Below are 14,123 nucleotides of genomic sequence, written 5' to 3'. Positions count from 1 at the left end.
GGGTCGACCCGCAGGACCCGCGGGTGTCCCTGCGCTAGGTTCCTGCGATGGCCCTCGACCTGCCGCCCGACTTCGTGGTCCCGCTGCCACCCCCTCATCCCGCGTTCCGGTTCGAGGTGCTCGGTCCCGAGCACAACGAGAGCGACCTGGCGGCCTGGTCGGCGTCGATCGAGCACATCCACGCGACCCAGGGGTTCCGGGCCGACGGCTGGCCGGAGCGGGTCTACACGCTCGAGGAGAACCTCGCCGACCTGGTCCGGCACCGTGAGCACCACGAGCGCGGCGAGGACTTCGCCTGGACGGTGCTGGACCCGGCCGACGGCGTCACGGTGGTCGGCTGCGCCTATCTCAAGCCTGACCCGACGGGGGAGGCCGACGGCACGGCCCACTGCTGGGTCCGAGCCGACCTGGCCGCGTCGGACGAGCCGCTGCGCAGCCACCTGCGCGCGTGGTACGCCGCGGCGTGGCCGATCAGCGTCCGTTGGCCGTGACCCGGCGGGCCGCGCCGCGGTGCGACCGCCGTCAGCGACAGCCTTCGGCCACCGTCCGGACCCGGGCCTGCACGGCCGGGTCGTCGGCCCCGAACGTGGGGTCCAGCAGCGCCGTCGTGGGGTAGATCCGCACCAGCCGGTCGGCCACGCACGCCGCCACCGCCGGTCGCGCTCCGGAGCGGACCAGGCCGACGCCCAGCGCGGACCTCGTCACCGCCAGCTCGAGTGCCTTGCCCGAGGAGTCCGACCCGACCTTCGCGTCACTGCCGGGGTCGCACGAGCGCAGCACCACCAGGTCACCCTCGTGACGCACCTTGGCGGGTGATCCGGGGGCGGCCCCGACCCAGTCGCGCAGCGCCCGCAGCATCGCCCTGCTGTCACCGGCGGTCCGGCCGGCATAGGCCGCCTTGACGCACGAGGTGCCGTCGGCGTCGGCGTAGGACACGTAGGAGTCGCCGTGCCAGCCGTCGACGACCGAGAGCGCGCGCGTCGCGGGCATCCGCTCGGAGAGCATGAGGTACCACGTCAGCGCGCCCAGCTCGCCGGTGTCGTGGACCGTGTCGTCCTTGGCGGTGGGCGGCGTCTCGACGTCGGCCACCCCCCGCGCACCCTTGAGAGCGGCGAACGGCTGCAGCAGGGCGATGTCGTGCTGGGGAGGGTCGCGGAGCAGGGCGTCGACGGCGTCGTTGCCTCCCTCGGCGGCGGCCGCGCCGACCAGCGCCGAGCCGAGCAGGTAGGGGGAGCTCATCATCGTGACCAGGACGGTGGGCACGTCGTCGAGCCGCTTGTCCGCGGTCTTGCCCTGCTGGTCCTGACCGCGGTCGAGCGCCTTGCGCTGCTTGGCGGAGAGCGAGTCACGGTACTTCGCCTCGATCCGCTCCGCGTCGCCCTCGGCGATCGCGCGCAGCACGGAGAGCGCGGTGGAGTCCGACGCGGCCTCGTCCTCCTGGAGGCGGGCGTACTTCGCGCCCAGCGAGAAGTTCTGGTCCTGCAGCACGTGGGTCAGCTCGTGGACCAGCGTGGACCGCACCTCGGGCCGCACCTTGGTGCCTCGGACGGTGATCGTCTCGTCCTCGAGGGAGTAGTAGGCCAGCACCCCGCCGCTCTGGGCGTCGTTCATGGCAGCGGTGAGGTCGACGTCGCCGGTCAGCAGGCCGAGGGCCCGCATCTCGCCGGTCATCCGCTCCACCTCGGCACGGTCCTCGTCGGTGAGCTCGGCGTCGTCGGTGGTGACGGTCTTCTCGAACTCCTTCGCGGGCAGGAAGTAGACCTGCACGGGGTGCTGGAACTTCAGGCCTCGCTGCTTCTCCGCGATCTTGACGTAGGGCGCGATGCGCGGGTCCCAGCTCGAGGGGTAGGTCCGCGCGTCGGAGCCGCCTCGGGGGAGCACGAAGTAGACCGTCGCCGCGCCGAGGGCGAGGACCAGCACGAACATCGCCACCAGGGCCCAGATCGGGACCCCGCTGTCGTCGGGCCGGGGAGGCTGGGGGGCACCGGGCATGCCGTAGCCGGGCGGCGGTGGGTACGCCGTCACGGTAGGCGGGGGCGCCGCTGCGCCGGGTGGCGGCAGCGGGACCGGGTCGCCCTGGGGCTCGGGCGCCGGGCCGGTCGGAACCCGTCCGAACTCGGCGAGTCCCCCGATGTCAGTCATGCCGCCGAGGGTAAAGGCCGGTCCGGGGCCGCCGTGGCGGAACGGGTGAATCGTGACCGACCGGTGAGGTGGTGCCGGCTGACCCGTTCGGGTCATCTTCGCCGGTTGCGGCCCTGGGTCCGCAGGACGGACGTCTACTGGTGGCTCCCTCGAAGCAACCGATCGGGCGTGCCGGGCGTCGTATCAGGAGACGGCCCCGGCGGTCCTCCCAGGAACAGAGAGGAGTGGTGACGATGTGCGAGTCCAGGCTCAACGGCGGCGTGCTCACCTGCCAGCGTCCGGCCGGTCACGACGGCGGCCACGTCTACCACTGCGACCACGGCTCGTGGGTCGCCGACCGCCACGACCGCGACTGACCCGGCCGTCCTCGGGCGGGGTGCTGGCCACCCCGGCCCGACCCAGGTCTTCTAGTCTCCTGTCCTATGGAGCCGGACTTCGTCGCCGCGCGGTCACAGTCCGTCGGGGGAGACCCCGGATGAGCCTGCACGTCCTCGAGGTGGGCGAGGCCGGGCCGCGGGTGGTGTTCCTGCACGGACTGTTCGGTCAGGGCCGCAACTTCCTGCAGGTCGCGAAGGCACTGACTCCGGACCTGCGCTCGGCGCTGGTCGACCTGCCCGACCACGGCCGGTCGCCTTGGAGCGACGAGGTCCCCTATCCGGCGATGGCCGACGCCGTGGCCGAGACGCTGCGTGAGCGCTATCCCGGCGAGCCGCCGATGCACGTCGTGGGCCACTCGATGGGCGGCAAGGTGGCGATGCTGCTGGCGCTGCAGCACCCCGAGCTGGTGGACCGACTCGTGGTGGTGGACATCTCCCCGGCCGAGAGCGAGGGCGCGGGCGAGTTCGTGCACCTCCTCGACAGCCTCGCCGGCCTCGACCTGGCCGCCCTGTCCCGACGGTCCGAGGCCGACGCGGCCCTGGCCGGGGCGATCCCCGACGACCGGGTCCGTGCCTTCCTGCTGCAGAACCTGCGTTCCAGCACCGAGGGCTTCTCCTGGCAGGCCAACCTGTCCCTGCTCCGCCGCGACCTGGCCACGATCGGCGGGTTCCCGGCCCTGGAGGGGAGGTTCGACCACCCGGTGCTGTGGATCGCCGGCGAGCGGTCGGCGTACGTCCAGGAGGAGCACGCCGCCGACATGAGGCGGCTCTTCCCGCGCACCACGTCGGTCACGATCAAGGGGGCCGGCCACTGGGTGCACTCCGAGCAGCCCGAGGCGTTCGTCTCCGCTCTGCGTGTGTTCCTGGCGTCGGACCGGCGTGGTAGAACCGAGCACTGACCCTGCGGAGGAAGGTGCGGACGATGTCTCGCGGGTCCGGGAGGCGCCCCCATCCGCTGCTACGGCGCGCGCCTATCCGGCTCGCCTACGCACCCAGCTGGTCGCTGGTCCTGGTCGGGGTCTCGGCCCTCCTGGTGGCCGCACTCGTGGCTCCCGGATGGTTCCTTCACGCAGCGGAGGACGCCGCACTGGGCGCCAAGCGCGGCGCGGCCGACTCCAACGCGTTCGGCACCGACTCGGCCAACGTCCGGGTGACCTGGACCGGCCGCATCCCGAAGGACGTGGAGGCCGACTACCACCAGGCCCTGCGTGACCTTCCCGGGTACGCCGACCCGGTGACCACCGGGTCGGGTGCCGGCGAGACCGCGTTCGCGCGGCCGCTGGTCAGCGCCCACGGTCGGTCCGTCGTCGCGGTCCTCTGGACCCACGACGGCGCGGTCGACACCCTGGCCGGGAGCGGCGCGGCCCCGCCGGGCCTGTGGCTGCCGAGGAGCCTCGGGGAGGAGCTCGGGGTCCACGCCGGCGACCCGGTGCAGCTCAGCATCACGGCGTACTCCACGCCCGGCCTCGGCGACCACGTCGTCTCCGTCCCCCTGGCCGGCCTCTACGACCCCGTCGAGGGCTCGACGCTGCCCGCCGCACTGCAGTCGCTCGGGCTCGACCCGCTCGCCTACCCGTGGCGCCCCGACAGCGGAGCGGGCACCGCTCTGGCGGTGACCGACGCCGAGTCCTTCCGGAGCTGGTGCCGCCAGCTGCGCGACGCCCCCCGCTACACCGCCGACCTGCGACTCGAGGGCGACCCGACACCGGCCCGGTTCGCGACGGCGGTCGCGGCGGTCGAGAGGTTCGAGAAGCGGCTCTACGAGCCCGGCGACGTGCTGCGCACCGGTCTCGACACCGCCAAGCCGGAGCCCATCACGCCCCAGGTGGTGACGGCGGCGCCGGCCATCCTCAGGGGCGCGCGGATCGCCGCGGACCAGTCGCGCGTCCAGGTCACCCCCTTCGTCCGGGCCACGGTCCTGCTGGCGGTGGGGCTGCTCCTGGTCGCGCTGGTGCTGCTCGCGTCGCGACGCTCCCTCGAGCACGAGTCGATGACGGCGTCGGGCATGTCTCTCCTCCAGCGCGGGCTGGTGGCCACGCTGGAGCTGGTGCCGGTGGCCGTCCTCGCCGCGCCGATGGGGCTGCTCCTCGCGTGGGCCGACGTACGGTTCTTCGGCCCTCCCGGACGCCCGGGCATGGCGGAGAGCCGGGTCGAGGCGGCGCTGCTCACCGCCGGCGGCCTGGCCGTGGTCCTGGTGGCCGGCGCCGCTGTCGCAGTGGTCACCGCCCTGCGTCAGGAGCGCCTGCCAGGGCGACGGCACACGTCGGCCCTCGGGCGTGCCTCGGTCTGGCGCGCCGGGGTCCTGGTGCTCGGCGTCGTGGTTGCGGTGGCCGCGGTGTCGAGCGAGCCGGCGGGCCGGGCCGCCGGCCCGCTGACCCTGCTCTTCCCGCTCGCGACGGCCGGGGCCGTGGCCGTCACCGCCACCTGGCTGTGGCAGCTGCTGCGGCCGCGGCTGCCCCGATGGCCCTGCCGGCCCGGCTCGGGGGCCTGGCTGGCCCGGCACCGCTCCTCGCTGGCCACGCTGGTGCCGGTGACGCTCGCCCTGGTGGTGGGCCTGTCGGTGCTCGGCTACGGCCTGGCCGTACGCCGCGGGGTCCAGGACTCCGTGGCCGACAAGACCGCCGGCCTGGCCGGCGCACGCACCACCGTCGACCTCGGACAACAGCTCCAGGGCGTCGCTTTCCGGCGACTGCCCGACCTGGCCGGTCCGGACTCGACGGTGATCCACACCCGACCCGCCACCCTGCCACCCGCGTTCGGCTCGCATCCGCTGTGGGTCGTCGAGCCCGCGGAGCTGGACCGGGTGGCCGACTGGGGAGCAACGCTGGGCGGCGAGGCGCGACGCGCCCTGCACCTCCTCGCGGTCGCCAGCGAGCGCGCCAAGGCGGACACCCTGGCGTCGCCCGACGACGCGGGCCTGGCTCCGGTCCCGGTGATCCTGGTCGGCCCGACGGACCAGGATGTCGGCGACCTCGGGACGATGGCGCTGGCACCCGGCCCGTTGGTCCCGATCACGGTGGTCGCGGTGCTCGACACGTTCCCCGGCACCACGGCCGCGTCCCCCGACGTGACGGTGGTCGCCGCCCGCTCGGGCCTGTTCGCACGTCGCCTGACCGGCATCGACCCGCGGATCAAGAGCGAGAGCACCCTGGCCGGTGAGTTCTCGGCGCAGGTCTGGTCGGGCCGCTCGACGCACGACCTGCGCGCCGCCCTGGAGGGAGAGGGCCTCGTGGGGGAGCACGAGCAGACGATCCAGCAGGTCGGCAGCCGGCCGGAGCTGCTGGCGTCGGGATGGGCCGTCGGCTATCTGGGCCCCCTCGAGGTGGGGGCCGCACTCCTGGTGGTGGCCGCCGTCGTGCTCCTCGCCCGGAGGCTGGTCGAACGAGATGTCGTCACCGACCTGCTGCTGCAGCGGATGGGATGGACCCGCCGGGAGCTCGCGGCCTCGCGCGCTCGCGAGCTGGTGGCGGCGCTCGTGGTGGCGTGGCTCGCGGCAGCGCTGACCATCTGGCTGCTCGTCCGGGCGCCGACGACGATCGAGACCGTGCCCCAGCTCCCACCACTGACGCGACCACACCTCGACACGCGCGAGCTGGTGACCTGGCTCGGAGGCGTCGTCGGGGTGCTGGTCGCGGGCCTCCTGGTCCTCGCCCGCGGAAGCCGCACCCCACCCGAGGAGGTGCTCCGTGGCAACAGATGACCGGGTCGCGGTGGCCTGCCGCTCCGTCGTCCGCGTCTACGGCAGGGCGACGGAGGAGACGCAGGCCCTCAAGGGCATCGACGCCGAGATCCACCGCGGCCAGCTCACGGTGGTCACCGGCCCCTCGGGCAGCGGCAAGAGCAGCCTGCTGTCGCTGGTCGCCGCCCGCGACGAGCCCAGCGCCGGCTGGGTGGAGGTCCTCGGTGTGGACGTCGGCGGCGCCTCCCCGCGCCAGCTGCGGAGCCTGCGCCGCACCCGCGTCTCGTGGGTCCCGCAGCGCGCCTCGGCCGCGTTGTTCCCGCATCTGACCGTGCTCGACCACCTCTCGCAGGCGGCCTCCTGGCGGAGTGCCCGGGTGGACCCTCGCGAGCTCGTCGCCCGGCTGGGGCTGACCGGCTGCGGCGACCGGCGGCCCGCGGCGCACTCGGGCGGTGAGCAGCAGCGTGTCGCGGTGGCCATGGCCGCCGTGGGCAGGCCCGAGGTGCTGGTGGCCGACGAGCCCACGGCGGAGCTGGACGCCGAGCATGCCGAGGCGGTCCTGATGCTGCTCGCCGACGTGGCGGCGCGCGGCGGCGCCGTGGTGGTGAGCAGCCACGATCCGCGCGTGGTCCGCCACGCCGATCGGGTGCTGCACCTGCGGCACGGCGTGCTGGCCGAGGAGCGTGGCTCGGGAGGCTCGGTGACGTTCATCGACTCCTCGGGCCGCGTGCAGCTGCCGCCGGAGGCCCTGGAGGCGTTCCCCGACCAGCGGGCGGTGGTGCGCATCGACGACGACGGGGTGCACCTCACGCGCCCGGATGACCCGTCGTGAGCGCGCCGGTGGTCGTGGTGCGCGGTCTCAGCTGGGGCTATGGCGCCGGTCGGGCCCGGGTCGAGGTGCTGCACCAGGTGGACCTCGAGGTCGCCGCCGGCGAGCTGGTCGCCCTGGTGGGTCCGTCCGGGTCCGGCAAGTCGACCTTGTGCCACCTGGTGAGCGGGCTGGAGCCGATGCCCCGCGGTGAGAGCGCGGTCCAGGTCGGGGGTCGGCCACCGGCGCGGAACGGCGACTGGGCGGTGGTGGCCGTCGTGCCCCAGCAGCACGGGCTGGTCCCGGGGCTCGACGTGCGCGACAACGTGGCGCTGCCGGCGCTGCGTGCCGGCGGGGACGGGTCGGCGGTCGACCGGATGCTGGAGATGCTCGACCTGCGTCATCTCGAGCATCACGACGCCGTCGAGACCTCCCTCGGCGAGCGGCAGCGCACCGCCCTCGCCCGGGCGCTGGTGCTGCGCCCGCAGGTGCTGGTCCTCGACAGGCCCAGCGGGCACCAGGACGCCGACCACGTGGACCTCCTCGTCCGGGCCATCCGCGACGCCACCGACGCCGGCAGCGCGGTGCTGATGGCCACCCATGACGAGGACCTGATCACCGCGGCGGACCGGGTGGTTCGGCTCTCCGACGGCCGGGTGGTCTGAGCGCCCGCGCGGTGTCCGGTCACGTTCCGCGGCCGGCGTACGTCAGGGGAGGGCCGGGCCATCGGGTCCTGGCTAGGCTGAGCGCTCGGCGGTCGCCGCCGGGGGAGGGGAGGGGCCGATGCCCAGCAAGGAGACCGCCACGCAGCATCCCGCCGACGCACACGACCTGATCCGGGTCCACGGCGCCCGGGTCAACAACCTCAAGGACGTCAGCCTGGAGATCCCCAAGCGCCGGCTGACGGCGTTCACGGGCGTGTCCGGGTCCGGCAAGAGCTCCCTGGTCTTCAGCACGATCGCCGCGGAGTCGCAGCGGATGATCAACGAGACCTACAGCGCCTTCGTGCAGGGCTTCATGCCGACCCTCGCCCGGCCCGATGTCGACGTGCTGGAGGGGCTGACCACGGCCATCATCGTCGACCAGGAGCGGCTGGGCGCCGACCCGCGCTCCACCGTCGGCACCGCCACCGATGCCAACGCGCTGCTGCGGATCCTGTTCAGCCGGCTGGGGGAGCCGCACCTCGGCCCGCCGAGCGCCTACGCCTTCAACGTCGCCTCGGTGTCGGCCACCGGCGCGATCCAGGTCGAGAAGGCCAACCAGCGGCGTGAGCGGGTCAGCTTCACCCGCACCGGAGGGATGTGCCCGCGCTGCGACGGCCGCGGGTCCGTCAGCGACTTCGACCACACCCAGCTCTACGACGCCACCAAGTCGCTCGACGAGGGCGCGATCACGGTGCCGGGCTACAGCATGGACGGCTGGTACGGCCGGATCTTCAAGGGCTCGGGCTACTTCGACCCCGCCAAGCCGCTGGGCAAGTACACCAAGAAGGAGCTGCACGACCTGCTCCACAAGGAGCCCACCAAGATCAAGGTCGACGGCATCAACCTGACCTACGAGGGGCTGATCCCCAAGATCACCAAGTCGATGCTGTCCAAGGACCGCGAGGCGATGCAGCCCCACATCCGGGCCTTCGTCGACCGGGTGGTGACATTCACGATCTGTCCCGAGTGCGACGGCACCCGCCTCAACGAGGGCGCTCGCTCCTCTCGCATCGACGGGCTCAACATCGCCGACGTCTGTGCGATGCAGATCAGCGACCTCGCCGCCTGGGTGACCGCCCTCGACGAGCCCAGCGTCGCCCCGCTGCTCGAGACGCTGCGCGACACGCTCGACTCGTTCGTGCAGATCGGCCTGGGCTACCTCTCCCTGGACCGGCCGGCCGGCACGCTGTCGGGCGGCGAGGCGCAGCGGACCAAGATGATCCGCCACCTCGGGTCGGCGCTGACCGACGTGACCTACGTCTTCGACGAGCCGACCATCGGCATGCACCCCCACGACATCCAGCGGATGAACGACCTGCTCCGCCAGCTGCGCGACAAGGGCAACACGGTGCTCGTCGTCGAGCACAAGCCCGAGGCCATCGAGATCGCCGACCACGTGGTCGACCTGGGGCCCGGCGCGGGGTCGGCACGGCGAGGTGGTCTTCGAGGGGACGATCGCGGGGCTCCGCAACAGCGGCACCCTCACCGGTCAGCACCTCGATGACCGGGCCTCGGTGAAGGACACCGTGCGGACGGCCACCGAGCATCTGGAGATCCGTGGTGCGGACACCCACAACCTGCGTGACGTCGACGTGGACCTGCCGCTGGGTGTGCTGTGCGTCCTCACCGGCGTGGCCGGCTCGGGCAAGAGCTCGCTGATCCAGGGGTCGGTCGCCGGCCGCGACGGCGTCGTCCTGGTCGACCAGGCGCCGATCCGCGGCTCCCGGCGCAGCAACCCGGCGACGTACACGGGGCTGTTGGACCCGGTCCGCAAGGCGTTCGCCAAGGCGAACGGCGTCAAGCCGGCGTTGTTCAGCGCCAACTCCGAGGGCGCCTGCCCGACCTGCAACGGGATCGGCGTCGTCTACACCGAGCTGGGGTTCCTCGAGACCATGGCGGCCACCTGTGAGGAGTGCGAGGGGAGGCGCTTCCAGGCCAGCGTCCTCGACTACACCCTGGGGGGCAAGAACATCGCCGAGGTGCTGGCCATGTCGGTGGCCGAAGCCGAGGAGCACTTCGCCGACGGCGAGGCGGCCACGCCGGCGGCGCACAGGGTGCTGCGTCATCTGGTTGACGTCGGTCTTGGTTATGTCAGCCTGGGGCAGCCGTTGACGACCCTCTCCGGAGGAGAGCGGCAACGCCTCAAGCTGGCCACGCATCTCGGTCAGAAGGGCGGCGTGCTGGTCCTGGACGAGCCGACCACCGGCCTGCACCTGGCCGACGTCGAACACCTGTTGGCACTGCTGGACCGGCTGGTCGACGCGGGCAAGTCGGTGATCGTCATCGAGCACCACCAAGCCGTGATGGCGCACGCCGACTGGATCGTCGACCTGGGTCCCGGCGCCGGTCACGACGGCGGCCGGGTGGTCTTCGAGGGGACGCCCGCCGACCTGGTCGCCGGGCGTGCGACGCTCACGGGCGAGCATCTCGCGGCGTACGTCGGAGCCTGAGGAGCGGCGACCGATGGCGATCGACGCGCGAGCCTCACGGGTGTACGTCGACATGGTCGGCGACCTCTTCCACGGCGGTCACGTCGAGCTGCTGCGGGCGGCCCGTGAGCACGGTGACACGGTCGTCGTCGGCGTGCTCGGCGACGAGACGGCCGAGGCCTACAAGCGGCGGCCGATCATGACTCTCGAGGAGCGCGTCACGGTGATCGCCGCCTGCCGCTTCGTCGACGAGGTGGTCGTCGACGCCCCGCTACGGGTCACCGCGGAGTTCCTGGCCGCGCACGACATCGACCTCGTCGTCCACGGTGACGACCTGGCGCCCGACGTCGCCGCGGACGTCTACGGCGAGGCCGTCGCCGCCGACCTACTGCGTCTGGTGCCGCGGACGTCCACGCTGTCGACCACGGCGGTGATCCGGAGGGTCCTGGATCGCGGCCAACCACCCCACTCCACCCCTGGGGATATCGCCGATAACTGACATTATGTCAGGAAGCGGAGGCGAGTAGTCCCCCAGACCGACGCAGCCGGTCTATCCCCCGGGCAGCGGCCGCAGCGTGAACATCAGGATGCCGAGGTACTTGTTCATCACTGCCTGCTTGTGGGGGTAGCGCTCGGCGGCCTCGGCGGGCAGCTGCGGCTCCACGGCGGTCTCGATCCAGAGGCCGGCGGCGCTGAACGTGTTCAACAGGTCCGACATCGTGTAGGGACGCTTGGTGAGGGTGACCTGGTCGTTCCACCCGCGATGCCGGTAGGAGAACGACTCGGTGGCGAAGTACTCCTCGCCGAGCGTGGTCCCGTTCTCCTCGGCTCGCTCGAGGGCGTAGCGGACCGGCTGCGTCCGGGTGAGCAGGATGAAGCCGTCGTCGGTCAGCATGTCCCGCGCGGTGCGCAGGGCGGCGACGCCGTCGGCGGCGTAGCCGAACGACTGCAGGAACAGGATCCGGTCGAACCGCCGGCCAGCGAGTCCCGGCACCGACGCCAGGTCGGAGAGGTCGCCCTCGACCAGCTCGACGCCCGGCGGCGGCGTGACGAAGTCGCCGTTGACGTCCACGCCGACCGACCCGACGGCTCCCTCGCGGGCCAGCTGGGCCAGTTTGGCCCCGTTGCCGCAGCCGGCGTCCAGGATCGTCAGCCCGGTCACGTCACCGAGGAGCGAGCGCTGTGCCGGCCACTCGACGAGTCGGTCCAGCGAGTCCTCACGGGAGCGAGCCTGCTCGTACCCCGAGGCAAGGGTCTGCCAGGGCCGGCTGGCGTCGCCGCCGACCACGCCGCTGACCACACCGCCGCCCACGCTGCCGCCCACGCCGTCGGTGTCCGGTGCCGGGGTCCCCTCGACCATGGTCGAACAGCGTACGTGCGGTCCCCGCGGCGGGGTGACTCAGCCCCGGAGCTTGGCCAGCTGCTCCACGTGGGCGGGCAGGTGGCGGGACGCCTGGAGGTGCACGGCGATCTGGACCCACGGCATCGGCTGGTCCAGGACCACCTCGCCGTCGTGGTGCAGCGTGCAGTGCACCAGCGCGTCGAGCTGGTCCTCGTCGAGGCGGCTCACGGCGGCGATGGCCACGTCGGCCGCCCGGCGGCCCATCCCGATCAGCGCCTCGAGGCTCCCGGCACGGTCGATCTCGGCGGCCATCACCTCGCGGTCCTGGCAGACGAGGTTGCCCAGGCGCAGGTCGGTGCGCCGGTGCACCAGGGCATGCGCGATCGCGGTCATCGCCAGGTCGTTGAGCGCCACGTGGGCCAGCACCTGCGCGGCGTCCCACTCCCCTGGCTCCGGCTCACCGAAACCACCGCGGGCGGCCTCCGCGAAGAAGGCGTCGTACGCCGACCGCAGCGCGCCCAGGTCCACGGCGGGGTCGACCCGGTCCTCCGCGACATCGGCGAAGTGCTCCAGCACGGCGCCCCAGGCACCCGGGCCGACATAACGTCGCCGCTTGAGCATCGCGCTGTCACCGAACCGCTCCCAGCCGCGGTGCTCCAGCACCACGCGCGTCCCGTCGCCCTCGGCGGCGAAGGTCACCTCGACCTCGCTGGCCTGGTCGGGCTCCCCGCCGGGGTGCCAGCTGACCACGAGCCGGTCGGGAGGCTCCCAGGCGAGCACCGAGCCCCAGACGGACTCCTCCCCCGCCACGGAGCGCTCGACCAGCCGGCCGCCCTCGAACGCGGCACCGCCGGCCCGGTCGCCGTAGATGCCGTGGGTCGGCAGCGGCCACCAGGCGCCGATCTGGTCGGTGAACGCCTCGAACGCGCGCGTCGGCGCGCAGCGCACCCAGGTCGCCCGCACCACCGGCGGAGCCGTCTCGATCATCGCCTCGGTCATCGCGTCTCTCCTTGGTCGTCGTGGTCGCGGTCGACGAACGCCGCGAACTCCGAGAGTGCCTCGTCCCAGAACCGGTCCACCCACACCCGCAGCTCCGCGAAGCCGTCGGGGTCGATCCGGTAGAGCCGTCGCGCGCCGCTCGGCCGGCTCCGCACCAGTCCCGCGTCCGCCAGCACCTTCAGGTGCTGGGAGACCGCCGGCTGGGACACCTCGACGGCATCGGTGAGCTCCCGCACGGTGTGCTCTCCCCCCTGCAGGAGCTCCAGCACGGCCCGCCGGGTGGGCACCCCCAGCGCGTCGAGCACCACCATCGCATCGGTCACCACTTATGATAAGCACACACTTATTAGCGGCGTCAAGGGGTCGACCGGTTCGCCCTGCCGGACCGTCCCGCACCACCACCGATCCAGCCCGTTCGCGCGGCCCCTAGCCTGGTCCGGTGCGCTGCGACTACTACGACGCCGGTCAGTGCCGCTCCTGCGAGCTGATGGGCGTTGCGGCGACCGACCAGCTCACCGCCATGCAACGCGACCTCGAGGTCGCGCTCGCCGGTGTCGTGCCGGCCGACGTCTGGCGACCTCCCGCACACGGACCCGAGGAGGGGTTCCGCAACAAGGCGAAGCTGGCGGTCGGTGGTGTCCGCGGTGCCCCGACGCTGGGCATCCTCGACGGCGAGCGGCGAGGTGTCGACCTGCGCGACTGCGGGCTCTACGAGCCAGGTCTGCACGAGGCCGTCGTCGCGTTGGCCGCTCTGGTCGCCGACCTCGACCTCACGCCGTACGACGTCCCGGAGCGCCGCGGGGAGCTCAAGCACGTGCTCGTCACCCACTCCCCCGACGGCGAGCTGATGATCCGCTTCGTGCTGCGCTCGCGTGCCCAGCTCGGCAAGCTGAAGGCGGGACTGCCGGAGCTGCGGCGCCGGCTCCCGCACGCCCGCGTGGTCACGGCCAACCTCCTTCCGCGCCATGAGGCGCTGCTCGAGGGAGCGGAGGAGATCTGGTTGACCCGCGACCGCCAGCTGCCGATGCGGGTGGCGGACCTGACGCTCCACCTGCGACCACGCAGCTTCTTCCAGACCAACACCGTGGTGGCCACCCACCTCTACGCCCAGGCGGCGACCTGGGTGGGCGGGCTGGAGGTCGCCACGGCCTGGGACCTCTACTGCGGCGTCGGTGGGTTCGCCCTCACCGCGGCGACAGCGCTCCCCCGGGCGACGGTCACCGGTGTCGAGGTGGCCGCGGAGGCGGTGCGCAGCGCGCAACAGGCAGCAACCGAGAGCGGGCTCGACGGGCGGGTGGGGTTCGTCGCCGCCGACGCCACGTCGTACGCCGAGGCGCACGACGCCCCCGACCTGGTGATCGTCAACCCGCCCCGACGTGGACTGGGCGCCGAGCTCACGGACCGGCTGGAACGCTCCCCCACGACCCATCTGCTCTACTCCAGCTGCGACGCCGGCACCCTGGCCGCCGACCTGCGGGCGATGCCGTCGCTCCGGGTCGTCCACGCCCGCGGGTTCGCGATGTTCCCCCAGACCCGGCACGCCGAGGTGCTGGTGCTGGCCCGGCGGGGTTGATGGCCCACCAGACGACGAGAGGGTGTCCGAGTCGACGGTCAGGTGGCAGTATCCCGCTGAACCCACCCAG

12 protein-coding genes and 1 pseudogene are annotated in these 14,123 nt (G+C 72.9%); 9 read left to right on the top strand and 4 right to left on the bottom strand.

The window, feature by feature from the left end; genetic code table 11:
• Positions 1-47 precede the first annotated feature (47 nt).
• On the top strand, positions 48-491 hold the full coding sequence (locus R2740_RS07760) for a hypothetical protein (protein ID WP_371302116.1): 444 nt from the start codon (positions 48-50) through the stop codon (positions 489-491).
• A 31-nt stretch (positions 492-522) separates the two neighbouring features.
• Here the strand turns inward: R2740_RS07760 and R2740_RS07755 are convergent, their stop codons facing one another.
• On the bottom strand, positions 523-2,142 hold the full coding sequence (locus R2740_RS07755; RefSeq protein WP_371302115.1) for a hypothetical protein: 1,620 nt from the start codon (positions 2,140-2,142) through the stop codon (positions 523-525).
• A gap of 233 nt (positions 2,143-2,375) precedes the next feature.
• On the opposite strand from R2740_RS07755, the gene R2740_RS07750 reads away from it, so the two are divergent.
• From R2740_RS07750 to R2740_RS07720, 7 genes and pseudogenes are all read left to right on the top strand, one after another.
• Entirely contained in the window at positions 2,376-2,498 is a 123-nt protein-coding gene (locus tag R2740_RS07750) for a hypothetical protein (protein WP_371302114.1), read from the top strand.
• Positions 2,499-2,617: 119 nt separating this feature from the next.
• Positions 2,618-3,418, top strand: a complete 801-nt coding sequence (locus R2740_RS07745; protein ID WP_371302113.1) for an alpha/beta fold hydrolase — start codon at positions 2,618-2,620, stop codon at positions 3,416-3,418.
• Positions 3,419-3,441: 23 nt separating this feature from the next.
• Positions 3,442-6,219 (top strand): hypothetical protein, encoded by a 2,778-nt coding sequence (locus tag R2740_RS07740; RefSeq protein WP_371302112.1) that lies wholly within the window; start codon positions 3,442-3,444, stop codon positions 6,217-6,219.
• Positions 6,206-7,030, top strand: coding sequence for an ABC transporter ATP-binding protein (locus R2740_RS07735; RefSeq protein ID WP_371302111.1), 825 nt, complete (start codon positions 6,206-6,208; stop codon positions 7,028-7,030). The genes R2740_RS07740 and R2740_RS07735 overlap by 14 nt, the downstream gene beginning before the upstream one ends.
• Entirely contained in the window at positions 7,027-7,671 is a 645-nt protein-coding gene (locus R2740_RS07730; RefSeq protein WP_371302110.1) for an ABC transporter ATP-binding protein, read from the top strand. Before R2740_RS07735 ends, R2740_RS07730 begins: the two co-directional genes overlap by 4 nt.
• Positions 7,672-7,789: 118 nt before the next feature.
• Positions 7,790-10,160: pseudogene (locus R2740_RS07725) on the top strand (ATP-binding cassette domain-containing protein).
• Between the two features lie 13 nt (positions 10,161-10,173).
• Complete coding sequence (locus R2740_RS07720; protein WP_371302109.1) at positions 10,174-10,638, top strand: adenylyltransferase/cytidyltransferase family protein; 465 nt, start codon at positions 10,174-10,176, stop codon at positions 10,636-10,638.
• Positions 10,639-10,689: 51 nt separating this feature from the next.
• On the opposite strand, the gene R2740_RS07715 is transcribed toward R2740_RS07720, so the two are convergent.
• From R2740_RS07715 to R2740_RS07705, 3 genes are read right to left on the bottom strand one after another with little or no spacing between them, the layout of a single operon-like run.
• A complete protein-coding gene (locus R2740_RS07715; protein WP_371302108.1) occupies positions 10,690-11,499 on the bottom strand; it encodes a class I SAM-dependent methyltransferase in 810 nt (269 codons plus the stop codon).
• Between the two features lie 39 nt (positions 11,500-11,538).
• Positions 11,539-12,480: an SRPBCC domain-containing protein gene (locus R2740_RS07710; protein ID WP_371302107.1), complete on the bottom strand. Its 942-nt coding sequence runs from the start codon at positions 12,478-12,480 to the stop codon at positions 11,539-11,541.
• Positions 12,477-12,803, bottom strand: a complete 327-nt coding sequence (locus tag R2740_RS07705) for an ArsR/SmtB family transcription factor (protein ID WP_371302106.1) — start codon at positions 12,801-12,803, stop codon at positions 12,477-12,479. Before R2740_RS07705 ends, R2740_RS07710 begins: the two co-directional genes overlap by 4 nt.
• A 116-nt stretch (positions 12,804-12,919) precedes the next feature.
• Here R2740_RS07705 and R2740_RS07700 point away from each other — a divergent pair, with 116 nt between their 5' ends.
• A complete protein-coding gene (locus R2740_RS07700; protein WP_371302105.1) occupies positions 12,920-14,053 on the top strand; it encodes a methyltransferase domain-containing protein in 1,134 nt (377 codons plus the stop codon).
• Positions 14,054-14,123 lie beyond the last annotated feature (70 nt).

The organism is Nocardioides sp. (assembly GCF_041393715.1).
Classification (GTDB): domain Bacteria; phylum Actinomycetota; class Actinomycetes; order Propionibacteriales; family Nocardioidaceae; genus Nocardioides.
Note: the sequence above shows the minus strand (reverse complement) of the source record. Positions and strands in the feature narration are given on the sequence as shown.

Bases quoted from the DNA above. Each gene is read 5' to 3' on its own strand.
- R2740_RS07760 (WP_371302116.1), top strand. From the start codon at position 48: ATGGCCCTCGACCTGCCGCCCGACTTCGTGGTCCCGCTGCCACCCCCT.
- R2740_RS07755 (WP_371302115.1), bottom strand. From the start codon at position 2,142: ATGACTGACATCGGGGGACTCGCCGAGTTCGGACGGGTTCCGACCGGC.
- R2740_RS07750 (WP_371302114.1), top strand. From the start codon at position 2,376: ATGTGCGAGTCCAGGCTCAACGGCGGCGTGCTCACCTGCCAGCGTCCG.
- R2740_RS07745 (WP_371302113.1), top strand. From the start codon at position 2,618: ATGAGCCTGCACGTCCTCGAGGTGGGCGAGGCCGGGCCGCGGGTGGTG.
- R2740_RS07740 (WP_371302112.1), top strand. From the start codon at position 3,442: ATGTCTCGCGGGTCCGGGAGGCGCCCCCATCCGCTGCTACGGCGCGCG.
- R2740_RS07720 (WP_371302109.1), top strand. From the start codon at position 10,174: ATGGCGATCGACGCGCGAGCCTCACGGGTGTACGTCGACATGGTCGGC.
- R2740_RS07715 (WP_371302108.1), bottom strand. From the start codon at position 11,499: ATGGTCGAGGGGACCCCGGCACCGGACACCGACGGCGTGGGCGGCAGC.
- R2740_RS07710 (WP_371302107.1), bottom strand. From the start codon at position 12,480: ATGACCGAGGCGATGATCGAGACGGCTCCGCCGGTGGTGCGGGCGACC.